25 protein-coding genes and 1 tRNA gene are annotated in these 21,125 nt (G+C 60.7%); 6 read left to right on the top strand and 20 right to left on the bottom strand.

All coding sequences use genetic code 11. The annotated features are described in order from the left end of the window. The first annotated feature begins 26 nt into the window (after positions 1-26). On the top strand, positions 27-1,349 hold the full coding sequence (gene thiC, locus RX717_RS02910; RefSeq protein WP_107631012.1) for a phosphomethylpyrimidine synthase ThiC: 1,323 nt from the start codon (positions 27-29) through the stop codon (positions 1,347-1,349). Positions 1,350-1,442: 93 nt separating this feature from the next. Here thiC and RX717_RS02905 read toward each other — a convergent pair whose 3' ends face one another. From RX717_RS02905 to yajC, 7 genes are all read right to left on the bottom strand, one after another. Continuing rightward, positions 1,443-1,787, bottom strand: coding sequence for a TIGR04076 family protein (locus RX717_RS02905; RefSeq protein WP_107631013.1), 345 nt, complete (start codon positions 1,785-1,787; stop codon positions 1,443-1,445). A gap of 85 nt (positions 1,788-1,872) precedes the next feature. Beyond that, complete coding sequence (locus RX717_RS02900; protein WP_107631014.1) at positions 1,873-2,412, bottom strand: hypothetical protein; 540 nt, start codon at positions 2,410-2,412, stop codon at positions 1,873-1,875. A 65-nt stretch (positions 2,413-2,477) separates the two neighbouring features. Next, positions 2,478-2,951: a hypothetical protein gene (locus RX717_RS02895; protein WP_054326702.1), complete on the bottom strand. Its 474-nt coding sequence runs from the start codon at positions 2,949-2,951 to the stop codon at positions 2,478-2,480. Positions 2,952-3,060: 109 nt separating this feature from the next. Further along, entirely contained in the window at positions 3,061-4,431 is a 1,371-nt protein-coding gene (scfB, locus tag RX717_RS02890) for a thioether cross-link-forming SCIFF peptide maturase (protein ID WP_107631015.1), read from the bottom strand. 81 nt (positions 4,432-4,512) lie between these two features. Beyond that, a complete protein-coding gene (gene scfA, locus RX717_RS02885) occupies positions 4,513-4,656 on the bottom strand; it encodes a six-cysteine ranthipeptide SCIFF (protein ID WP_078096990.1) in 144 nt (47 codons plus the stop codon). Between the two features lie 12 nt (positions 4,657-4,668). Beyond that, entirely contained in the window at positions 4,669-5,082 is a 414-nt protein-coding gene (locus RX717_RS02880) for a TIGR04086 family membrane protein (protein WP_054326701.1), read from the bottom strand. A gap of 62 nt (positions 5,083-5,144) precedes the next feature. Next, positions 5,145-5,477, bottom strand: coding sequence for a preprotein translocase subunit YajC (yajC, locus tag RX717_RS02875; protein ID WP_054326700.1), 333 nt, complete (start codon positions 5,475-5,477; stop codon positions 5,145-5,147). A gap of 147 nt (positions 5,478-5,624) precedes the next feature. Between yajC and sigK the strand changes: the two genes are divergently transcribed. Further along, on the top strand, positions 5,625-6,320 hold the full coding sequence (sigK, locus tag RX717_RS02870; RefSeq protein WP_107631017.1) for an RNA polymerase sporulation sigma factor SigK: 696 nt from the start codon (positions 5,625-5,627) through the stop codon (positions 6,318-6,320). Between the two features lie 72 nt (positions 6,321-6,392). Next, entirely contained in the window at positions 6,393-7,241 is an 849-nt protein-coding gene (locus RX717_RS02865; protein ID WP_107631018.1) for an aldo/keto reductase, read from the top strand. 85 nt (positions 7,242-7,326) lie between these two features. On the opposite strand, the gene RX717_RS02860 is transcribed toward RX717_RS02865, so the two are convergent. Then, positions 7,327-7,400 (bottom strand) — tRNA-Gln (locus RX717_RS02860). Between the two features lie 360 nt (positions 7,401-7,760). Between RX717_RS02860 and typA the strand changes: the two genes are divergently transcribed. Further along, complete coding sequence (typA, locus tag RX717_RS02855) at positions 7,761-9,587, top strand: translational GTPase TypA (protein ID WP_054326699.1); 1,827 nt, start codon at positions 7,761-7,763, stop codon at positions 9,585-9,587. A 43-nt stretch (positions 9,588-9,630) separates the two neighbouring features. Further along, complete coding sequence (locus RX717_RS02850; RefSeq protein ID WP_054326698.1) at positions 9,631-10,017, top strand: RidA family protein; 387 nt, start codon at positions 9,631-9,633, stop codon at positions 10,015-10,017. Positions 10,018-10,066: 49 nt separating this feature from the next. Here the strand turns inward: RX717_RS02850 and RX717_RS02845 are convergent, their stop codons facing one another. From RX717_RS02845 to RX717_RS02795, 11 genes are all read right to left on the bottom strand, one after another. Next, complete coding sequence (locus tag RX717_RS02845; RefSeq protein ID WP_186949968.1) at positions 10,067-10,633, bottom strand: hypothetical protein; 567 nt, start codon at positions 10,631-10,633, stop codon at positions 10,067-10,069. A 142-nt stretch (positions 10,634-10,775) separates the two neighbouring features. Further along, positions 10,776-11,003 carry an acyl carrier protein gene (gene acpP / locus RX717_RS02840; RefSeq protein ID WP_054326695.1) on the bottom strand — a complete coding sequence of 76 codons (228 nt, stop codon included), beginning with the start codon at positions 11,001-11,003 and terminating at the stop codon, positions 10,776-10,778. Between the two features lie 4 nt (positions 11,004-11,007). After that, entirely contained in the window at positions 11,008-11,829 is an 822-nt protein-coding gene (locus tag RX717_RS02835) for an acetyl-CoA carboxylase carboxyltransferase subunit alpha (RefSeq protein ID WP_054326694.1), read from the bottom strand. Then, positions 11,819-12,697 carry an acetyl-CoA carboxylase, carboxyltransferase subunit beta gene (gene accD / locus RX717_RS02830; RefSeq protein ID WP_054326693.1) on the bottom strand — a complete coding sequence of 293 codons (879 nt, stop codon included), beginning with the start codon at positions 12,695-12,697 and terminating at the stop codon, positions 11,819-11,821. The genes RX717_RS02835 and accD overlap by 11 nt, the downstream gene beginning before the upstream one ends. Positions 12,698-12,712: 15 nt before the next feature. After that, on the bottom strand, positions 12,713-14,059 hold the full coding sequence (gene accC / locus RX717_RS02825; RefSeq protein WP_054326692.1) for an acetyl-CoA carboxylase biotin carboxylase subunit: 1,347 nt from the start codon (positions 14,057-14,059) through the stop codon (positions 12,713-12,715). Between the two features lie 13 nt (positions 14,060-14,072). Then, positions 14,073-14,498, bottom strand: coding sequence for a 3-hydroxyacyl-ACP dehydratase FabZ (gene fabZ / locus RX717_RS02820; protein ID WP_054326691.1), 426 nt, complete (start codon positions 14,496-14,498; stop codon positions 14,073-14,075). A 73-nt stretch (positions 14,499-14,571) separates the two neighbouring features. Next, entirely contained in the window at positions 14,572-15,030 is a 459-nt protein-coding gene (gene accB / locus RX717_RS02815; protein ID WP_054326690.1) for an acetyl-CoA carboxylase biotin carboxyl carrier protein, read from the bottom strand. A gap of 3 nt (positions 15,031-15,033) precedes the next feature. Further along, entirely contained in the window at positions 15,034-16,266 is a 1,233-nt protein-coding gene (fabF, locus tag RX717_RS02810; protein WP_199855185.1) for a beta-ketoacyl-ACP synthase II, read from the bottom strand. A gap of 75 nt (positions 16,267-16,341) precedes the next feature. Next, positions 16,342-17,070, bottom strand: coding sequence for a 3-oxoacyl-[acyl-carrier-protein] reductase (gene fabG / locus RX717_RS02805; RefSeq protein WP_107631022.1), 729 nt, complete (start codon positions 17,068-17,070; stop codon positions 16,342-16,344). A gap of 13 nt (positions 17,071-17,083) precedes the next feature. Further along, on the bottom strand, positions 17,084-18,031 hold the full coding sequence (fabK, locus tag RX717_RS02800) for an enoyl-[acyl-carrier-protein] reductase FabK (RefSeq protein WP_054326687.1): 948 nt from the start codon (positions 18,029-18,031) through the stop codon (positions 17,084-17,086). Between the two features lie 16 nt (positions 18,032-18,047). Next, a complete protein-coding gene (locus RX717_RS02795; protein WP_242977843.1) occupies positions 18,048-19,037 on the bottom strand; it encodes a beta-ketoacyl-ACP synthase III in 990 nt (329 codons plus the stop codon). Positions 19,038-19,182: 145 nt separating this feature from the next. Here RX717_RS02795 and fabD point away from each other — a divergent pair, with 145 nt between their 5' ends. Next, complete coding sequence (gene fabD, locus RX717_RS02790) at positions 19,183-20,100, top strand: ACP S-malonyltransferase (protein WP_159068083.1); 918 nt, start codon at positions 19,183-19,185, stop codon at positions 20,098-20,100. Between the two features lie 90 nt (positions 20,101-20,190). Here fabD and RX717_RS02785 read toward each other — a convergent pair whose 3' ends face one another. Next, a complete protein-coding gene (locus RX717_RS02785; protein ID WP_107631023.1) occupies positions 20,191-21,039 on the bottom strand; it encodes a MetQ/NlpA family ABC transporter substrate-binding protein in 849 nt (282 codons plus the stop codon). Positions 21,040-21,125 lie beyond the last annotated feature (86 nt).

The raw sequence follows: 21,125 nt of genomic DNA, 5'->3' as shown, positions 1-21,125 counted from the left end.
TATAAGAAAAGGAGCATCAGCAAGCCATGAGAAACTATGCAACCCAGATGGACGCCGCCAAGCGCGGCATCGTCACGCCGGAGATCGAAACGGTCGCCAAAAAGGAGAACCGTCCGGTCGAGTTCATCATGGAACGCGTCGCAAAGGGTACGATTGCGATTCCGGCCAACATCAACCACAAAAGTCTGTCCGCGGAGGCGGTGGGCGACGGCACCCGTGTCAAGATCAACGTCAACCTCGGCATTTCGGGCGACTGCAAGGATTATGAGATGGAGATGCGCAAGGTACGCATGGCCATCGATATGGGCGCGGAATCCATCATGGACCTGTCCAACTACGGCAAGACCAATACGTTCCGCCAGCAGCTCATCGACCTTTCTCCCGCCATGATCGGCACGGTACCCATGTACGATGCAATCGGGTATCTGGAAAAGGACCTGCTGGAGATCTCCGCGCAGGATTTCCTGCGCGTGGTAGAGGCGCACGCCAGGGAGGGAGTGGACTTCATGACCATCCACGCGGGCCTCAACCGCCGCGCGGTCGAGGCCTTCATGCGCGAGGGGCGCAAAATGAATATCGTATCGCGCGGCGGCTCGCTGCTGTTCGCGTGGATGCAGACGACCGGCCACGAGAACCCGTTCTTCGAGTATTACGACGATGTGCTTGACATCCTGCGCCAATACGATGTGACCATTTCGCTCGGCGACGCGCTGCGCCCCGGCTGCCTGGCCGACGCCTCGGACGCGGGCCAGCTCAGCGAGCTGATCGAGCTGGGCAGCCTGACACGCCGCGCCTGGGCGCGCGATGTGCAGGTCATGGTCGAGGGGCCGGGCCATATGGCGATGGACGAAATCGCAGCCAACATGAAACTGCAGAAGCGCCTGTGCCACGGCGCGCCGTTCTATGTCCTCGGCCCGCTGGTAACCGATATCGCGCCCGGCTATGACCATATCACCTCGGCGATCGGCGGCGCAATCGCGGCGCAGGCCGGCGCGAATTTCCTATGCTACGTCACACCGGCCGAGCATCTGCGCCTGCCGGATGAGAACGACGTACGCGAGGGGATCGCTGCCAGCAAAATCGCGGCGCACGCGGCGGATATCGCGCTCGGCCTGCCCGGCGCGCGCGACCGCGACAACGCTATGGCCGAGGCCCGTCACCGGCTGGATTGGGAACGACAGTTCTCGCTCGCGCTCGATCCGGAAAAGGCCGAGCGATTTTACAACCAGGTGCCGCCGAGCGAACGGCACCAATGCTCGATGTGCGGCAAAATGTGCGCCGTGCGCACGACCAACCTCATTCTGGAAGGGAAAAAGATTGCGTTCTGCAGCGAAAAGGGCGCTTGCTGATGCAGACCGTTCCGGCAGGCCCGCCTTCCAGAAGATAAGAAAAACAGGCCGCGGCGCGGCCTGTTTTTTTACGCTTCCCACGCGGCAGCCTGTTTACCGGCAGGGGGTATAATCGATTTCCGACCGCTCCTCCGTCGCCTCCAGCTTGAAGATGACCGGCCGCAGCCCATCGTTGCAGCTACAGATCGCTACGCCCGGCTTGCGGATCCAGTCGCCATAATAAAACGTTTCCCTTCCCGCGCCGTGTGCCAGCGCGAATACATACTGGTAGATGGCTTTCCACGCCTCGTCGCACAGCCCGTCCGGCTTGGCGTAATCAGCGTAGAACACCTGTCCCTCGCGGAGCATCGGGCAGGCCTTCAGCCCCTCGGCCCCATACTCCCGCGCGAGCTCTTCATCCAGCGTGGTTTTCAGCACCGTGATTTTTACCTTGTTCATATCCTTATCCCTCCTTTTCCCATTGTACTATAAAAGGGAAAGCGCGGGCAAGCCCTCGTCGGGAAATATCCGGTCCCGCCACGCGTCACAGGCTCCACAGCGCGGCAAAGCCCACGCGGAGCAGCGCGCCGCAGACGGCCAGCAGGATACAGAGCGCATACGGTGTGCGGCAGGTACGCAGCGAATACCGCCCCGTCGTTTCCCCGCTCTGCCACACCATCGCGCAGGCCGCCAGCAGGGCGGAAACGCTGAGCACAGCGGGTATGCCGGCCGCGCACAGCGAAAGCAGCAGGCTTTCCTCCCGCCCGACGCCGACCGCTACGGTCAGCGCAAGCACAAAGCCGCGCGCCGCTGCCAGTCCGGACAGGAAAAACGCCGCCGGACGCAGCAGCACGCATACCAGCGGCAGCGCCACCCATAGCACCGCGCACAGCACGCTTTTCACCGCCTGCCCCGGCAGCGCTGCAAGCATGGTGGTCAGCTCGACCGCACTGTCTCCCTCGCTGGCATGCAGGCCGGTGAGTCCGCCCGCCAGCGCGCCGCACAAAAACATGGCGCACAGGAACAGGAACGCCGGCGTGCGCACCAGGGAATCAAAAAAACCGAGAATATGCTGTTTCTTCATACGTCTCCCCCTCACGGAAGGTCATGAAACAGCATATTCTCGGTTCGGAATTTTTAGAACCCGCTTCAGCGGCAGAGCGCGTCCACCATATCGCGGCAGGGCTGGTGCAGGAACAGCCGCACCCCGTCGTCGATCGCATAGGTCGCATACAGGCCGCCGTCCTCGCCGCGGTGGATGGTAGCGGCGATGATCTCCGTCCCAAAGACCACGCGCTCCTTGACGAACGCGATATCCACTGCGCCGCTGTCGCAGATGGTGACCAGCGTCCGCCCGCGGGTACACTGGGAAATCGGCGCAAGCTCGGTCCCCATCTCACGCCTGGATGCGCAGACCAGCACGATCTCGCTGTTGACCACGGCCGCGGCGCTGCTTTCGCAGAGCTGCACACCGCGCCCCGCGGCCGCTTCGACCGCCGCCTTGTCCTGCTCGGACAGGAACATATTGCCGGCGGGGATGATCTGCCGGTCCAGAATCGCGCGGACTAGGCGCGGCACATATTCATCCTCACCGATTACAGCTACACGGATATTATGCGGCATACCATCATCTCCTTTACGAAGCACTGAAAAATACAGTATTCATTATACGGCACAATATACCACATCTGCAACGAATTTTACAAAAACTTCACCTTAATCGGCACTGTGCTCAATTATTGCACATTTTATCCATTGCTTTCAAGTAGATTGCACATTCCAGGCGTTTGCGCTCCATTTCGCAGCCCAGATCGTAGGAATCGTTCATATCGTGGTTCATATTGTAATTTGCCGCCGAGCATCCGCCCGAGCAGTAGAACTTTGCCCAGCATTTCTGACACTTGGGGCGCGAATAAATATTCATGCCAGCAAAGCGGGCCGCGATGTCCATATCGAACGACTTGTCGAGTACGCTGCCCTGCTTGAATTCCTCCTTGCCGACAAACTGGTGGCAGGGATAGATGTCGCCGTCCGGCGTGACCGCGACATACTCGTAGCCCGCGCCGCAGCCGCGCAGCCGCTTGACCACGCACGGTCCCTGGTCCAGATCGACCATGAAGTGAAAAAATGAGAACGGCTTCCCCGCCTTTTTCCGCTCCAGCATGATCTCGGTCAGGCGGTCGTACTCGGCCTCTATCTGGGGCAGGTCGGCCTCGGTCAGGTCATAGCCGCAGCCCGGGTCCGCTGTGACCGGCTCGACCGAAAGGCGGTTGAAGCCCGCGTCCGCAATATGGACGACGTCCTCGGCAAAGTCCAGGTTGTGCGAGGTGAACGTACCCCGCGCATAATAGTCCTTTTCCGGATCACGGGCATCGACCAGCGCCTTGAACTTAGGTACAATCACGTCATAGCTGCCCGCGCCGGACACGGTCTTGCGGAACTCATCGTTGACCGACGGGCGCCCGTCGAGTGAGAGCACGACGTTATCCATATTCTCGTTGATATACGCCTGCTTGTCCGCATCAAGCAGCAAACCGTTGGTGGTGATGGTAAAGCGGAACTTTTTGCCATGCTTTTCCTCCAGACTGCGGGCATAATCGACCGTCTGGACAACCGTATCCCACGCCATCAGCGGCTCGCCGCCGAAGAAGTCCACCTCGATATTATGCCGCTTTCCCGAACGCGCGATCACAAAATCGATCGCCTTTTTCGCAATCTCCGGCGGCATAATCTTGCGCCCCTGGCCGAAATCGCCAGTGGATGCAAAGCAGTATTTGCACCTGAGGTTGCAGTCATGCGCGACATGCAGGCAAAGCGCCTTGACCGGCGCGCCGACCGGTATGTAGCGGCTGACATCGATATAGTCGTCCTCCGCAAACAGCAGGCCAGCCCGCTTCAGCTCGTACAGCTCGCCATAGGCCTCGCGCACCTCTTCCGCCGGATACTGCGGCAATGCGTCCACGATCGCCTGCGGGCATGCTTCCGCCATATCGGCATCGATCAGACCGGACACGGCATAGCACAGCTCGTCCAGCACATGCACCGCGCCGGAGTTGACATCCAGCACGAAGTGCAGCCCGTTTTTCACATAACGATGGATCATTTTATTATTTCCTCCGATAATACAGCAAACAAGGCGCGCCTTGACCGGCACGCCTTGCGATTGACTTCATGGAACCCGCGGTTACTTCGCGTGTTCACACTTCTGGTTGGCCACCGTGCAAGAGGTCTTGCAGGCGGACTGGCAGGAAGTCTGGCATTCGCCGCAGCCGCCGTGGGCCGCGGTCTGCTTCAGGGTGGCAGAGGTCAGCGTGGATACATGCTTCATGATAATTCCCTCCTACTTTTTCAAATGACTGTAACGCTTTTTCTTGCGCATACTGGCGCCCGCCAAGCCGCCGAGCGCCGAAGCGGCCAGCGCGCAGAGCAGGCTGATCGCAATACGTACGATATGTGCCGGCTGGTCGAGCAGCGCGGCTCCTGTGGCCAGCAGGATCAGAAAAACCAACATCCCCGCGCCGAGCGCCCAGAAGAATCTGCCGCCGGAGGCGCGCTTTGCGGAAATAAACGCCGCTGCCAGACAGCCAAGCGCCAGAAAGGCCAGGGCAACCGGAGCGATCAGCCCTTCTTCCAGCGTCCCGCGCTGGACAAAAACCGCTCCCACCAGCATCAGAAACAGGGTTGTCAACAAGCCAGCCGCTGCGGACGGCAACAAAATGCCGGCCGGCGACCGGCCCTCATTGGTTTTTCTCATAGCTTACGCATCCTCCCGCCGAACATATGATAGTTTAGCATATTCGGCAAGCATCAAGGATATTACTTAGCGTCCTTATTGGCATCCTTGGGGGCTTCGACCGTTTCGGTCGGCTCGGCCTCCTTGCCGCGGATCGCCCAGCGGTAAATCTTGAGCTTGGTGCGGTCGTTCGACGACTCGATGATCAGCACGTCGTCCTTGATGTTGACGACACGGCCAATGAAGCCGCCGATCGTAGAAATCTCATCGCCCACCGCAATCGAGTTGCGCATCTCGCGTTCCGCCTTGTCGCGCTTGCGCTGCGGACGGATCAGCAGGAAATAGAACAGAACGATGATAATGACCAGCGGAGCAAAGCTCATGATTGCATTCAGGTATTCCTGTCCACCTGGCATTTGTTACACCTCCTCGTGCATTTTGCCGTTAGTATTAATATTATACTGGATATTTTGCCAAAATACAAGCCCTATTTTCTCAGGCATAGGACATCCTGCGGCGCGCATAGGGTAGCGGTATTCCAACCGAAACGAGGTGCATGCCCTATGCTGTTTCCCGCCCTGCTCGCGCTCGGCGGCGCATTCTTTTTCTTCGTCCTGCGCGTGCAGGGCGCAGACGGTTCCTTCCCCAAGCCGCTCACGCCGGAAGAAGAGAGCCGGCTACTGCGCCGGATGCAGGAGGAGGGGGATGAAAAGGCCCGCGCGCTGCTGATCGAGCACAACCTACGGCTGGTCGCGCATATCGTCAAAAAATATTATGCCGCCAGCGCCGAACAGGACGACTTAATCTCGATCGGCACCATCGGGCTGATCAAGGCGGTCAACACCTTCAAGCCGGATAAAAACATCAAGCTGGCCACCTATGCCTCCAAATGTATCCAAAACGAGCTGCTCATGCACTTCCGCCAAAAGCGGAAATCCGCGGGCGAGCTGTCGCTCTCGGACGCGCTGGACACCGACGGGGACGGCAACGCGCTCGCGCTGCAGGACGTAATCTGCTGTGAGGACGACGGGCTTTCCGCGGTTGACGACCACGACCGGTATGACGCCATGCACCAAGCGCTCGCTCACAGTCTCTCCCCGCGAGAGCGTGAGATCATCCGCCTGCGTTACGGTCTGGGACTGCCCGCCCCGTTGCCCCAGCGGGAGATCGCCAAGCAGCTCGGGATCTCCCGAAGCTATGTATCCCGCATCGAAAAGCGGGCGCTGGAGAAGCTGCGCGACGCGCTCAAACAGGCGTAGCGGCGCCTTTTGTTGCCGCACGGCGCGGTTTATGCTATACTGAGGAAAAGATGTGAAAAAGGAGCCAGCGCCATGAACCATATCCAGGACCGCATCCCGCTTGCAAACGGCACCGCCATCCCCTGTGTCGGCTTCGGCACATGGAAAACGCCCGCCAGTCAGGCGGCCGCTTCGGTTGCCGCTGCGCTCGCCGCGGGATACCGGCATATCGACACCGCAACCGCCTACCACAATGAACAGGCCGTGGGCGAGGCCGTCGCCGCCTCCGGCATCCCGCGCGGCGCGCTTTTCCTCACCACAAAGCTGTGGAATCCCGATCAGGGCTACCGTTCCACGCTCGCCGCATGCGACCGCTCTCTCTGCGCGCTGGGAACGGATTATGTGGATCTTTACCTGATCCACTGGCCGCACGACCCCAAATACTTTGACAACTGGCAGGAGGTCAACCTTGAAACCTGGCGCGCGTTTGAGGCGTTGTATCAGGCCGGCAAGGTCCGCGCGATCGGCCTGTCAAACTTCCGGCCCAGGCATATCGAAAACATCCTGCGCTCCTGTACGGTCAAGCCCATGGTTGACCAGATCGAGTTCCATCCCGGCATGGCGCAGCAGGAGACCGTATCGTTCTGCCGCACGCACGGCATGGCCGTCGAGGGCTGGAGCCCGCTCGGCTCGGGCCGCATATTCCAGGTGCCAGAAATCCAGGCCATGTCGGAAAAATACGGCCGCTCGGTCGCGCAGCTCTGTCTGCGCTGGGCGCTGCAGCATGACGTGATCCCGCTTCCCAAAAGCGTCACGCCCGCCCGCATTGCGGAAAACGCACGGCTTTTTGATTTTTCGCTTGACGAAGCAGATATGCGGACGTTGGACGCCCTGACCGGCTGCGGATGGTCCGGACTCGACCCCGATCACCTGGTATATTAATGGAAAGGGCGGCACGACCCGCGCGCAAGCCTGTGTCTGAATCAGAAAAAAAGCAGCTTTCCGCAAAGGAAAGCTGCTTTTTCAGTGGCAGCCGAAGAAGGATTCGAACCCTCACAAACAGAGTCAGAGTCTGTCGTGCTACCTTTACACAATTCGGCTATCAATGCTTGCCAGTCAAACTGACAGAAAGTATTATACAATAGGTTTTGCCGCAAAGTCAAGCTTTTATCCAATATTTTTTTAATTTTTTTCGCTCCGTCCGGCGAGGCGGGTGCTGCCGCGGCATAGGGCGCGTTTTTTCCGTCCATACTACAATCCCAGCCGCAAGCGCGGACGCAGGGCCGGCGCGTCTTCCCGTTCCCCGCCGCAAGCGTTGCGTAACCGTGCGGAAATCGCAAATATTGACAGTTTTATACCTTTATATCGCACTATTTTTGATGATAAAACAAGTGGAAAACCCACTAAAAAAACAGTATAATAATATCTGCACGAAAATTTTCCGCTGATGGAGGAATATACATGATCCGAAACGATTTGCGCAACATCGCCATCATCGCGCACGTCGACCACGGCAAGACCACGCTGGTCGACCAGATGCTCAAGCAGGCGGGCGCGTTCCGCGAGAACCAGGTGGTCGAGGAGCGCGTGATGGACTCGGGCGATATCGAGCGCGAGCGCGGCATCACCATCCTTGCAAAAAACACCTCGGTACACTATAAAGGCGTCAAAATCAACATCGTTGACACACCGGGCCACGCCGATTTCTCCGGCGAGGTCGAACGCATCCTCAAGATGGTGGACGGCGTCGTCCTGCTGGTGGACGCAGCCGAAGGCCCCATGCCCCAGACCCGCTTTGTTTTGCAGAAGGCGCTGGAATTCGGCCACAAGATCATCATTGCGGTCAACAAGATCGACCGTCCGGACGCGCGCCTGAACGAGATCGGCGACGAGGTACTCGAGCTGCTTTTGAACCTCGACGCGACCGACGAGCAGCTCGACAGCCCGATCGTCTACTGTTCGGGCCGCGCGGGTACGGCCTCCATGTCCCCGAACGCCGAGGGGACCGACCTGACCCCGCTCTTCGAACAGATTCTGGAGCACATTCCAGCCCCGCAGGTGGATACCGACGGCCCGACGCAGATGCTGGTTTCCTCGATCGACTACAACGACTATGTAGGCCGCATCGGCATTGGCCGTATCGAGCGCGGCTCGATGAAGGTGGGCCAGCAGGTCACGGTGTGCGACTACCACGGCACGACCCAGCCGTACAATGCCAAGGTGGTCACGCTTTACACCATCGAGGAACTGGAGCGCAAGCCGGTGGACGAGGCCACCGCCGGCGAAATCGTGTGCTTCTCAGGCATTGAAAACGTCACCATCGGCGAAACGCTGTGCAACCCGAACACGGTCGAGCCGCTGCCGTTCGTCAAGATCTCCGAGCCGACGGTCGAGATGACTTTCTCGGTCAACGATTCCCCGTTTGCCGGACGCGAGGGCAAGTTCGTCACCTCCCGCCATCTGCGCGAGCGCCTGTTCCGCGAGCTTTTGAAGGACGTGTCCCTGCGCGTCAACGAGACCGACACCACGGACTCCTTCCGCGTGTGCGGCCGCGGGGAGATGCACCTGTCCATCCTGATCGAGAACCTGCGCCGCGAGGGGTACGAGTTCCAGGTCGGCGCGCCCAAAGCGCTGTTCCGCGAGATCGACGGTAAAACCTGCGAGCCGGTCGAGCGCATGATCGCGGATGTTCCGCAGGACGCGGTGGGCGCGATCATGGAAAAGATGGGGAACCGCAAGGGAGAGCTGGTCTCCATGAACCCCAAGGGCGCGGACCGCATGCGTCTCGAATTCCTCATTCCAGCGCGCGGCCTGTTCGGTTACCGCACCGAATTTTTGACCGATACCAAGGGTGAGGGCGTGCTGTCCTCGGTGTTCCACAGCTACCAGCCGTATAAGGGCGATATCTCCAAGCGCACCACCGGTTCGCTGATCGCGTTTGAAACCGGCGAGGCGGTCGGCTACGGCCTGTTCAACGCGCAGGAGCGCGGCCCGCTGTTCATCGGCCCAGGCACACAGGTGTACGAGGGCATGGTCATTGGAGAGAACCCGCGCGGAGACGATATGGCGGTCAACGTGTGCAAGAAAAAGCAGCTCACCAACATGCGCGCCTCCGGCTCGGACGACGCGCTGCGCTTGATCCCGCCGCGCCAGATGTCGATCGAAGCGGCGCTGGAATTCATTTCGGACGACGAGCTGCTCGAGATCACGCCCAAGAGCGTGCGCGTCCGCAAAAAGATCCTGTCCAACACCGAGCGCCTGAAAAAGGTAAAGGGCGGCAAAAAATAATCCTGTTCAACCAAAACCATTTCAATAAAGGAGTTTTTCCACCATGGCAATTAAAGAAGTTCTTCATTCCGATTTCGCGCCCAAGGCGGTCGGCCCGTATTCCCAGGCCGTTGTCACGGGCAACCTGATCTTCACCTCCGGCCAAGTGCCGATCGACCCTAAGACCGGCAAGATCGAGGCCGCTACCATCGAGGAGCAGACCGAACAGGTCATGAAAAACCTGCATTATGTACTCGCCCAGGGCGGCGTGGCGTTCGACCGTGTGGTCAAGACCACCTGCTTCCTGTCCGACATCAATGATTTCGCGGCGTTCAACGGCGTGTATGCCAAGTATTTCCCCGAAAATCCGCCCGCGCGCTCCTGCGTGCAGGTCGCGGCGCTGCCGCTCGGCGCAAAGGTCGAGGTGGAAGTCATCGCGGTCAGAGGCTGAGGACGGATGGACAAGCAAAGAGGACGGAAAAATTTCCGTCCTCTTTTTGCTATGCGTTCTGCTCGGCCTGTTTGACCGCCTCAAGGTACTGCCAGAGCAGCACCAGCGTGATAACCGTTATCACAATATTGCATGCTTCTGCAAACCAAGCCGCCCCCAACTGTTCTGTGATTCCGACGACCACCCCGCCAATCAGCGACAGCCAGAAACACCGCTTGATACGACCCTGCGGATAAGCATAGCCGCGCAAGGCAGCCAAGTCGTCCAGTCCGAAAAAAAAATAATAATCTGCAACGAGCAGTACAATTGCCCCTGCCAGCGCGGCCAGCGCAAAGATAACGCTCAGTATCGAGCCGAACGCCAGCAGCCCGAGCAACGAACACCCAACCGTCAGCGCCAGTCCGGTGATCAGCACACGGTATGCGCGCGCCATCCCATCCGATACGTCGGCCAGCGCGCGCACCTGCACAATCCGCACGATAAGCAAAACAATGCCGGCCACCGTGACCAGAATGTTATCAAAAAACGAAAACACAAAGCCAATCACCTGCACCTGCCAGATGATCCGCAGGTTCCGGTAAACCGGCCGCTGGATTCCCTCTAAATTCTCTTCCATCCCGATCTCCTCCCTTTTCTTTCACTATAACAGATACCATCCCCTGTTGCAACAAAAAACAGGTAAAGCCGGCAGCGTCCGGCAGAGCAAAAAAAGGCTTCGGAACCATAGGGTTCCGAAGCCTTTTTCCGCTTTGGCAAAATCAGTCCTGATGCTCCTCAATATACTTGACGATATCGCCGATGGTGCTCATCTGGGTCGCTTCCTCATCGGAAATGGTAATGCCGAAGTTCTCCTCCAAGTCCATCATCAGCTCGACAACGTCGAGGGAGTCCGCGTTCAGGTCCTCCTTGATTTTGGTGTCCATGGTCATGGTAGAAGCATCAGCGTCAAACTTGTCAGCCAGCAGCTCGCAGATCTTTTCAAACATGGGTCTACACTCCTTCGATTTCTTCTTGTTTTATTTGTCTGAAAACTCCGATCTTACGGAATTTTTCATACCGTTTTTGCAGCATCGTATCCATATCCGGCTCGGCCGCCAGTTCCGCGAGCGTGTCGCGCAGCGCGCGGCCCACGTTGCGGATCAGTTGTGAGCCCGACTGCCCCTCCGGTATGATGCCCTCGATCATGCCGAATTCGTACAGGTCCTGCGCGGTGATGCGCAGCGCGTCCGCGGCCTCTCCCTCGCGCGTAGGGTCTTTCCACAGGATAGACGCGCAGCCGCGCGGCGAAACGACCGAATAGATCGCGTTTTCCAGCATCAGCACGCGGTCGGCCACAGCCAGCGCCAGCGCGCCGCCCGAGCCGCCCTCGCCCGTGACAATTGAAATCACCGGCGTCTTCAGCTCGATAAACTCATAAAGGCAGCGGGCGATCGCCTCGCCCTGCCCGCGCTCCTCCGCGCCCACGCCCGGGTATGCGCCCGAGGTATCCACAAAATTGATGACTGGGCGGCGGAACTTTTCCGCCTGGTGCGCAAGGCGCAGCGCCTTGCGATAGCCCTCCGGATTGGCCATGCCGAAGTTCGCGTCCATATTCTGCTCAATCGTGCGGCCCTTGCGGTGGCCGATCACGGTTACCGGCGTGCCGTTCAACCAGCCGATGCCCGCCATGATCGCGTGGTCGTCCGCGAAATAGCGGTCGCCGTGCAGTTCGATGAAATCATCGAACAGCGTCTCGATATAGTCGCTCAACATAGGCCGCTTGGTATCGTGTATGATGCGCATTTTTTCGCTTGCCGGCCTGTTATTCTTCATGGCGCCACACCTGCCGTTTCTTCCCCTTGGGCGCACAGTGGAGCTTGAGCAGGTTCTCCAAAGTTCCCCTCAGTTGATTGCGCGGAACTATTTTATCACAGAAGCCATGCGAAAGCAAGAACTCCGAGGACTGAAAATCCTCCGGCAGCGTCTCGCCGATGGTTCCCTCGATCACGCGCCGCCCCGCAAAGCCGATGGTTGTGCGCGGCTCGGCGAGGATGATGTCGCCCAGCATCGCGAACGAGGCGGTCACGCCGCCAGTCGTCGGGTCGGTAAGCACGGTGATATACAGCAGCCCTGCATCCGAGTGCCGCCGCGCCGCGGCGGACACCTTGGCCATCTGCAGGAGCGAATACATCCCTTCCTGCATACGCGCGCCGCCCGAACAGGTGAAAACCACCACGGGCAGCCCTTTTTCGGTCGCGTATTCGAACAGGCGGGTCAGCTTTTCGCCCACAACCGAGCCCATGGACGCCATCATAAAGTGGCTGTCCATCACGCCGATGCAGGTTTCCACGCCGCCAATGCGGCACACGCCGGTTTTGACCGCGTCCAGCATGCCGACCTTTTCTGCCAGCTCCGCAGCCTTATCCGCATAGCCCGGAAAATCGATCGGGTCCGCAGGCGCCAGGTCACCGTACAGCTCGGTAAAGCTGTCCTTATCCGCGACCTGCCGGATGCGGGTGCGCGCCAGCAGGCGGCCGTACCGGCCGCAGTGCGGGCAGACGTACAGGTTTTTCCCGTAAGCATATGCCTTGATCTCCGCGCCACAGCCCTTGCATTTGACTACCTTGACGCCTTCCTCCTCCTGGGGCTTCATCTCCATGGAGGTTTCGCGCGTTTTCTGGAAAAGGTCGATCAGTCCCATACCGTTCCCCCCTTATTAGTGGTCAAAATCGCCGTTGGCGATCGAATTGACATTGAACCGCGCTTCCTCGAAGGCCTTGGAGCGCAGAATGTGCATCTGGTAGTCCGTACCGGTCACGACGCCCTCAAACAACGTCTCGGCCAGCGCGCGGCGCATGCGTGCGATCGCCTGCTGCCGGTCCGCGCCGTAAACGATCAGCTTGCCAATCATGGAATCATAAAACGGCGGTATCTGATAGCCCTGATAGGCCGCCGTATCCATGCGCACGCCCGGTCCGCCCGGCAGGTGCATGGACACCAGCGTCCCCGGACAGGGCGCGAAATTGCGGGCAGGATCCTCGGCATTGATGCGGCACTCGATCGCGTGGCCGCGCAGCGTCAAATCCTCCTGCGCGAACGAGAGCGGCCGGCCCGCCGCGACCCGAATCTGCTCGCACACCAAGTCCACGCCGGTCACCTGTTCGGTAACAGGATGCTCTACCTGAATGCGGGTATTCATTTCGCAGAAATAAAAGTTACGGTCGCTATCCACCAGGAATTCGATCGTACCCGCGTTGCGGTAGCCCACGCGCCTGGCCAGATCGACCGCGGCCCTGGTCATCCTTTCGCGCAGCTCGGGTGTGACGAACGCGGACGGGCTTTCCTCGATCAGCTTCTGATGGCGGCGCTGCACCGAGCATTCGCGCTCGAACAGGTGTACCACGTTGCCGAAATTGTCCCCGATGATCTGCACCTCAATATGGCGCGGGTTTTGGATGTACTTTTCCATATACAGGCGCCCGTCGCCGAAATTGGCGACCGCTTCCGCCGCCGCGCTGTCGTAGGCGTCCTTCAGCTCCCGAACGCTGTGCGCCACGCGGATCCCCTTGCCGCCGCCGCCCGACGCGGCCTTGAGCATAACCGGATACCCGATGCGCTCGGCCTCGCTGATCGCCTCGTCAAAATCGCGCAGCGGCCCATCCGTGCCGAGCGCGACCGGCACGCCCGCCGCGATGGCGTTGCGCTTGGCTTCGGATTTATCGCCCATCAGACGGATGGTGGCCGAGGTCGGCCCGATGAACGCCAGCCCGGCCTGGGTGGTAAGCTCGGCAAAATCGGGATTTTCCGACAGGAAGCCAAAGCCCGGATGGATCGCCTGACACCCCGAGGCCAGCGCCGCGGAGATAATGTTCTCCATATTCAGATAGCTTTCCGAAGCGCGCGCCGGCCCGATGCACACCGCTTCATCCGCGATCTGCGCGTGCAGCGCCTCGCGGTCGGCCTCGGAATATACCGCGACCGAAATGATGCCCAGGTCGCGGCAAGCCTGTATGATGCGGACCGCGATCTCGCCGCGGTTCGCGATGAGTACCTTTTGAAACATTGTTTCCCCTGCCTTAGTCCATGATGACCATGCACTTGATTTCCGCCTCGGCGGCTTTCTGATCGCCGACCCAAGCTACGCCCTCGGCGACCGCCATCGGACCGCGGCGCTTGACAAACCTCACCTCCAGCCGGAGCGTATCGCCCGGCTTGGCCATGGCGCGGAATTTCGCCTTATCAATACCGGTATACACCGCGGTCTTCCCCTTGAATTCCGGAATGGACAGCAGCGCCACGCCGCCGACCTGCGCCAGCGCCTCCAGCCGGAACACGGCGGGCATGATCGGGTTGCCCGGGAAGTGGCCCTGGAAGAAAAACTCGTCGCCCGTCAGGTGCAGCGTGCCTACCGCGTGCTCCTCGTCCATTTCGAGGATCTCGTCCACCAGCAGCATGGGCGGGCGGTGCGGAAGGATCTCCATGATCTGTTCTTTGTTCAGCATATTATAATCCCTCTCCTGTGAAAACGCAAGCCCTTTCCCGCCGCGCCCTGCGGCGAACCGGCTGCCGTTTCCCTTATTCGATCACAACGATGATCTGGTTATACTCGACCATATCGCCCGGCTGCGCCAGAATGCGCACGACCGTTCCGTCGCACGGGGACTTGATCTCGTTCATGGTCTTCATCGCTTCCACGATGAATAGCGTGTCGCCCTCCTTGACCTTCTGGCCGACCAGCACGAACGGCGGCGCGTCCGGGGACGGGGAGGAATAGAACGTTCCCACCAGCGGGCTCCTAACCGGCGTACCCTCGGGCAGGTCCTCGGCCGCGGCAGGCGCCTCGTCCTCCGACGCGGCAGCGGGGGCAGCCGCCGGTGCTACCGCCGCCGCGGGAGCCGCCACAACCGGCGCGGGAGGAGCGGATTTGATCTTCAGCTTCATGTCGTCCAGTTCGATCTCTACCTCGCCCAGGCCCTTGGCCTTGAGCGCATCCATCAGCTCGATGGCAACGTCTTTCAGTTCCTTGATATCCATATCTTACACCTTCTTAATCAGGATGCAGGCGTTATGGCCGCCAAAGCCCAACGAATTGGAAATCGCCACGTTCACGGGCATTTCAACCGCCCTGTTCGGGGTGATATCCAGATCGCAGTCCGGATCCGCCTCCTGATAGCCGATGGTTGGCGGCACCACACCGTCGCGGATCGCCATGACGCACGCAATCGCCTCAACCGCGGCCGCGCCGCCCAGCAGGTGGCCGGTCATCGACTTGGTGGACGACACCTTGACCTTGTACGCCTCGTCCCCAAACGCCTTTTTGATGGCGATGGTTTCATACTTTTCATTCAGCGGGGTGGACGTGCCGTGCGCGTTGATATAGTCCACATCCGCAGGAGTCAGGCCCGCGTCCGTGATCGCGCCTAGGATGGCGCGCGAAGCGGCCTCTCCGTCCGGAGAGGGGCTGGTGATATGGTAGGCGTCTCCGGTCGCGCCGTAGCCCGCAATCTCCGCGAGGATCGTCGCGCCGCGCGCTTGGGCATGCGTCAGGCTCTCAAGCACCAGGCAGCCCGCGCCCTCGCCCATCACAAAGCCCGACCGGCGGGCGTCGAACGGAATGGAGGCGCATGCCGGCTCATCGCCCATATGCACGGCTTTCATGTTCTGGAAGCCTGCCATCGAGATCGGGATAATACCGTTCTCGGTGCCGCCGCAGACCACGACGTCCTGATAGCCATGCCGGATAGCGCGCATAGCCTCGCCGATCGCATGGTTGCCCGTCGCACAGGCGGAAACCGGACAGAAATTCTCGCCCTTGAAGCCGAACCGCATGGAGATATACGCCGCCGCCATGTTGGCGATCATCTCCGGAATACACAGCGGGGACACGCGCCCCGGCCCCTTTTCGTTCAGCTTGGGGATCTCCTGCTCAGCGATCTGCAGACCGCCCACGCCCGAGCCATAAATCACGCCCGCGCGGTAGGGATCGAAGCTCCCTTCCCTGAGGCCCGCCTGGTCGACCGCCTGTTGCGCCGCCGCCAGCGCAAAGTGGCAGTTGACGTCCATCCGGCGCGCCTCGCGCTTATCTACATACTGCGTCACGTCGAAATCCTTGACCTCAGCGGCCAGCTTTACCTTAAATTCCGATACATCGAACTTGGTGATCGGACCTACACCGCACTTACCGGCCTTGAGCGACTCCCAAAACGTCTGGACGTCGTTGCCGACCGGCGTGACCGCGCCCATACCAGTGATAACTACCCGTTCCATCAAAGCATCTCCTTCTTCCTCGTTTTCCCGGGACGTGCCGCCTGCGCGTGTCCCGCCCTTCTGCTTCCGTGCGGCAGGTCAAAGCATGCCGCCGTCCGCAACGATGACCTGTCCGGTGATATACGAGGCCGCGTCCGACGCAAGGAACGAAACGATATCCGCGATCTCCTCCGGACGGCCGCAGCGCTTCATGGCGATCTGCGCCAGCATGCCTTTCTTCACATCCTCCGGCAGCACGTCGGTCATATCGCTTTCGATAAAGCCCGGCGCCACCGCGTTGACGCGCACGCCGCGCGCCCCCAGCTCCTTGGCCGCGGATTTGGTCAGGCCGATCACGCCCGCCTTAGAAGCCGCGTAATTCGCCTGCCCCGCATTGCCCGAAATACCGACCACGCTCGACAGGCTGACAATGCTGCCCGCCTTGGCGCGCAGCATCATCGCGCCGACGATCTGGGTCATGTTGAAAGTCCCCTTCAGGTTGGTCGAAACGACCGCGTCAAACTGGTCGGGCTTCATGCGGACGAGCAGCCCGTCGCGCGTGATGCCCGCGTTATTGACCAGCACCGCTGGCACGCCCAGCTCCTCCTTGATCTGCTTGACCGCCGCCTCGCACGCCGCGTAATCCGCGACATCCCACTGCTTTACGACCGCCTTGACGCCGTGCGCGCGGCACTTCTCCGCGACGCCCTCCGCCTTCTCCACCGAGGAGGCACAGTTGATCACAACATCATAGCCGTCCTTTGCCAGCTTTTCCGAAATAGCCGCGCCGATGCCGCGCGAGCCGCCAGTTACAATTGCAACACCCATGTTCCCGCTCTCCTTATTCAAAACGCTGATATGCGGTGCGGAGCAGCTGCTCCGCTCCCTCAGTCATGCCGCGCAGGATATCCGCGCACGGGCGCAGCTCGGTGAGCATACCCGCGATCTGGCCGGACATAAACGTGCCTTCCTCATAGTTCCCATCCTGCACCGCCTTGCGCAGAGAACCCGCGGTCGCAGCCTCCAGCTCCTCCAGCGACTGCTCGGTGCCGATCTTCTCCAGTTCCAGGCACTTGCGCGCCATCGGCGTTTTGAGCGAGCGCACCGGATGGCCGGACGGACGTCCGGTAACAACCGTGGAGATATCGCTCGCCTTGAGCACAAGCTCCTTGTACTTATCCGAAATATAGCACTCGTCGGACGCGAGGAACACCGTGCCGCACTGCACGCCCTCCGCGCCCAGCAGGAGCGCCGCGGCCATGCCGCGGCCGTCCGCGATACCGCCCGCCGCGATAACCGGCACATCCACCGCGTCCACTACCTGCGGCACAAGCGGCATGGTCGTCAGCTCGCCGATGTGGCCGCCGCCCTCCATGCCTTCCGCGATAACCGCGTCCGCGCCCGCGCGCGCCATGCGCTTGGCCAGCGCGACCGACGCGACGACCGGCATCACCTTGATGCCCGCGCTCTTCCAGCCTTCCATATATTTGCCCGGATTGCCCGCGCCCGTGGTCAGCACCTCGATCTTCTCGTCGATGGCGAGCTGGGCGAGGTCGTCCGCGTTCGGGGAGAGCAGCATGATATTCATGCCCAGCGGCTTATCCGTAATCGCGCGCGCCTTATGGATCTCATCGCGGATATAATCCACCGGCGCCGCGCCGCCCGCGATGATGCCCAGGCCGCCCGCCTTGGACACCGCCGCCGCGAGGTGGTGCTCCGCGATCCACGCCATCGCGCCCTGCACAATCGGATATTCAATACCGAGAAGTTCTGTGATCTTGGTCTTCATTTGATTCGCTCCCCTTTTACAGTTTGAGTACAAACGCGCCGTAGGTCAGCCCACCGCCGAAGCCGGTGCAGACGATGGTCTGGCCCGCTTTGAGCAGGCCCTTGCGGCGCATCTCGTCCAGGCAGATCGGCACACTGGCCGAAGAGGTGTTGCCGAAGCGGTCCATGTTCACATAGACCTTTTCTTTCGGCAGATGGTAGCGCTTGGCGATCACGTCCAGGATGCGCAGGTTGGCCTGATGCGGCACCACCCAGTCGATCTCCTCGGCCGAAACGCCCGCGCGCTGCAGCGCGGTATCGATTGCCAGCGGAACCGCGCGCGCGGTGAACCGCACGACCGCCGCGCCCTGCATTTTCAGGAAGCGCGCCTTAGGGTCGACTGTCCGCTCGGGCGCGAACGGGTCTTCGACCGGCAGCGCCTCCATGTACAGGTACTCCGCGCCCGAGCCGTCCGCCGCGATAAACGTGGACTGGATGCCCACGGCGGCGTCCTCGGTCGCGCGGTAGACCGCTGCGGCCGCCCCGTCGCCAAACAGGATGCAGGTGGAGCGGTCGGTGTAATCCGTGATGCGGTGCAGCGTTTCCGCCGAAACGACGAGTACGGTCTTCGCCTTGCCCGACCGGATGTAGCTGTCCGCGATGTCGGTCGCGGAGATGAAGCCCGCGCAGGCGTTGTTGATATCCATCGCGCCAACCTGGCGAGCGCCCAGCTTGTCCTGCAGGACGCTCGCGGTGTTGGGCGTGTTGGTATCCGGCGTGCAAGTGCTGACCAGGAGCAGGTCAAGCTCCTCCGCCGTGATTCCCGCGTCCGCCAGCGCGTTCTGCGCTGCGCCGAGCGCCAACTCCCATGTGCGGGTGTTCCTGGCGATGCGGCGCTCGCGCACGCCGGTGCGCTTGACGATCCACTCGTCGCTGGTGTCGACCATCTGCTCGAGCATCGCATTGGTCAGGGCAAACTCCGGAATGCACGATCCCGTGCCGATCAGTTGAGTGTTGATGATAGCCACGCTCCCTAAAATCAAATCGCTCTCCCAAAAACCGTGGAAAAGCGACAATAGTTTGATTGACAAAGTAATCCTTGACTATTATAATAAAAGGACACGAAAATGTCAACCTTTTCCGAGGTCTGGCATCGGTATTTGGAGGAACGAAATGGAATACGGTTTTGCATTTTTCCCCGGCCAGGGCGCGCAGGTCCCGGGCATGGGCAGGGACCTGTACGAAAATTCGCAGGCCGCACGGCTGGTTTTTGAAGAGGCCAGCGACGGGGCGGGCCTGGACGTTGCAAAGCTCTGCTTTGACAGCGATAAGGAGGCGCTTTCCCGCACGGAAAACAGCCAGATCGCGATTTTTACGCACTCGATGGCCGCGCTCGCGGCGCTGCAGGAGGCCGGCGTATCTTTCAAGGCCGCGGCGGGCTTCTCGTTGGGCGAATACACGGCGCTCGCGGCAGCCGGCGTGGTGTCGCTCACGGACGGCGTCAGGATCGTGTCCATGCGGGGCAAACTGATGCAGCAGGCGGCGGACTCGATCGACGGCGGCATGGCCGCCATCCTCGGGCTGGACGACGCGGCGATCGAGCAGGCCTGCGCCCAGGTGACAGGCGGCCTGGTGCGTCCGGTCAACTACAACTGCCCCGGCCAGCTCGTCATCGCGGGCGAGCGCAAGGCGCTGGACGAGGCGGTTGAGAACTGCAAGGCGGCCGGCGCGCGGCGCGCGCTCCCGCTCGCGGTTTCCGGCGCGTTCCACACGCCGCTGATGGCCAAGGCGGCGGCCGAGCTGCGCGCTTATGTGTCGGACTTTACTTTCTCCGCGCCCAGAATGGATATCTACTCCAACCTGGACGGCAACGTACTCGACTGCGCCGACCTGCCCGCGCATCTGGAGCAACACATGATCTCTCCCGTGCGCTGGACGCAGCTCGTCCGCAACGGCATGGCGGCGGGCCTTACCACCGCGTGCGAGATCGGCCCGGGCAAAACGCTCACCGGCTTCGCGGGCAAGATCAGCAAGGAGCTGGCGTGCAAGCCCGTGCAGGACATGGCGGGCGTACAGGCCGCAGCAGAATGAGAATCAAAAAAAAGAACCGCTTTCCAGCGGTTCTTTTTTTGATCCATCCTCCAAACGGGGCGGCTTTGCCTCCCTGTCTGATGGCCTGTTTTAGTAAGTCGCCACCACGGCGCCCTTATAGGTTTCCTCGATGAACTGCTTGACCGTATCGCTCTGCAGCGCCTCGGCCAGCGCCTGAATTTTTTCGCTGTCCTCGTCGCCGCTGCGGCAGGCGATCACGTTGACGTATACCTGCGCATACTCCGGATTTTCCGTGATGAGCGAGTCCTCCTTGGCGTTCAGGTCGGCCTGCAGGGCATAGTTGCCGTTGATGACCGCAAGGTCAACGTCCTGCAGCGAACGCGGGAGCTGCTCCGCGGCGATCTCCTGGATATCCAGGTTCTTCGGGTTTTCCACGATGTCCAGCTTGGTCGCGTCCGAGGTCGGGTCGATCCCGTCCTTAAGCTTAATCAGACCCGCGTCCTGCAGAAGCAGCAGCGCGCGCGTCTCGTTGGAGCCATCGTTCGGCACGGCGATGGTAGCGCCGTCCGCCACTTCGTCCAGCGTCGCGGTCTTGCCCGGGTAAATGCCGAACGGCTCATAGTGCATCTCGATCGCGGGGACCAGGTCGCCGTTGTTCTCCTTATTGAAGTTGTTCAGGTACGGGATGTGCTGGAAATAGTTCGCGTCCAGTTCGCCCTCAACCAGCGCAGTGTTCGGGGTCACATAGTCGGTGAACTCCACCACTTCGAGCGTGTAGCCCGCCTCGGCCAGCACGTCCTTTGCCGCCTTCAGGATCTCCGCATGGGGCGTGGGCGACGCGCCGACCGTAATGGTCTTTGCCGCGTCATCCGATGCGCCGCCGTTATCCGCGTCCTGGTCCTGGCTGTTCCCGCCGCAGGCTGCAAGCGCTGTCAGGCACAGCGCGCCCGCAAGCAAAGCTGCGATTTTCTTTTTCATAATCAGTTCTCTCCTTTTCTCATTGGTGGGACGGCGCGCGGCCGCAGCGCCGCCCCCATATCATTAATTTAATGATAACAAAACAA

This window comes from Intestinibacillus sp. NTUH-41-i26, from assembly GCF_032769475.1.
Lineage (GTDB): Bacteria > Bacillota > Clostridia > Oscillospirales > Butyricicoccaceae > Agathobaculum > Agathobaculum ammoniilyticum.
Note: the sequence above shows the minus strand (reverse complement) of the source record. Positions and strands in the feature narration are given on the sequence as shown.

Excerpts from the sequence above, each read along its gene's own strand:
- fabD (WP_159068083.1), top strand. The coding sequence starts at position 19,183 with ATGGAATACGGTTTTGCATTTTTCCCCGGCCAGGGCGCGCAGGTCCCG.
- fabG (WP_107631022.1), bottom strand. The coding sequence starts at position 17,070 with ATGGGTGTTGCAATTGTAACTGGCGGCTCGCGCGGCATCGGCGCGGCT.
- RX717_RS02850 (WP_054326698.1), top strand. The coding sequence starts at position 9,631 with ATGGCAATTAAAGAAGTTCTTCATTCCGATTTCGCGCCCAAGGCGGTC.
- fabK (WP_054326687.1), bottom strand. The coding sequence starts at position 18,031 with ATGAAGACCAAGATCACAGAACTTCTCGGTATTGAATATCCGATTGTG.
- thiC (WP_107631012.1), top strand. The coding sequence starts at position 27 with ATGAGAAACTATGCAACCCAGATGGACGCCGCCAAGCGCGGCATCGTC.
- fabZ (WP_054326691.1), bottom strand. The coding sequence starts at position 14,498 with ATGCTGAACAAAGAACAGATCATGGAGATCCTTCCGCACCGCCCGCCC.
- accC (WP_054326692.1), bottom strand. The coding sequence starts at position 14,059 with ATGTTTCAAAAGGTACTCATCGCGAACCGCGGCGAGATCGCGGTCCGC.
- accB (WP_054326690.1), bottom strand. The coding sequence starts at position 15,030 with ATGGATATCAAGGAACTGAAAGACGTTGCCATCGAGCTGATGGATGCG.
- RX717_RS02900 (WP_107631014.1), bottom strand. The coding sequence starts at position 2,412 with ATGAAGAAACAGCATATTCTCGGTTTTTTTGATTCCCTGGTGCGCACG.
- acpP (WP_054326695.1), bottom strand. The coding sequence starts at position 11,003 with ATGTTTGAAAAGATCTGCGAGCTGCTGGCTGACAAGTTTGACGCTGAT.
- RX717_RS02905 (WP_107631013.1), bottom strand. The coding sequence starts at position 1,787 with ATGAACAAGGTAAAAATCACGGTGCTGAAAACCACGCTGGATGAAGAG.
- yajC (WP_054326700.1), bottom strand. The coding sequence starts at position 5,477 with ATGCCAGGTGGACAGGAATACCTGAATGCAATCATGAGCTTTGCTCCG.
- accD (WP_054326693.1), bottom strand. The coding sequence starts at position 12,697 with ATGGGACTGATCGACCTTTTCCAGAAAACGCGCGAAACCTCCATGGAG.
- scfB (WP_107631015.1), bottom strand. The coding sequence starts at position 4,431 with ATGATCCATCGTTATGTGAAAAACGGGCTGCACTTCGTGCTGGATGTC.
- RX717_RS02880 (WP_054326701.1), bottom strand. The coding sequence starts at position 5,082 with ATGAGAAAAACCAATGAGGGCCGGTCGCCGGCCGGCATTTTGTTGCCG.
- RX717_RS02785 (WP_107631023.1), bottom strand. The coding sequence starts at position 21,039 with ATGAAAAAGAAAATCGCAGCTTTGCTTGCGGGCGCGCTGTGCCTGACA.
- RX717_RS02835 (WP_054326694.1), bottom strand. The coding sequence starts at position 11,829 with ATGAAGAATAACAGGCCGGCAAGCGAAAAAATGCGCATCATACACGAT.
- RX717_RS02895 (WP_054326702.1), bottom strand. The coding sequence starts at position 2,951 with ATGCCGCATAATATCCGTGTAGCTGTAATCGGTGAGGATGAATATGTG.
- scfA (WP_078096990.1), bottom strand. The coding sequence starts at position 4,656 with ATGAAGCATGTATCCACGCTGACCTCTGCCACCCTGAAGCAGACCGCG.
- typA (WP_054326699.1), top strand. The coding sequence starts at position 7,761 with ATGATCCGAAACGATTTGCGCAACATCGCCATCATCGCGCACGTCGAC.
- RX717_RS02865 (WP_107631018.1), top strand. The coding sequence starts at position 6,393 with ATGAACCATATCCAGGACCGCATCCCGCTTGCAAACGGCACCGCCATC.
- RX717_RS02845 (WP_186949968.1), bottom strand. The coding sequence starts at position 10,633 with ATGGAAGAGAATTTAGAGGGAATCCAGCGGCCGGTTTACCGGAACCTG.
- sigK (WP_107631017.1), top strand. The coding sequence starts at position 5,625 with ATGCTGTTTCCCGCCCTGCTCGCGCTCGGCGGCGCATTCTTTTTCTTC.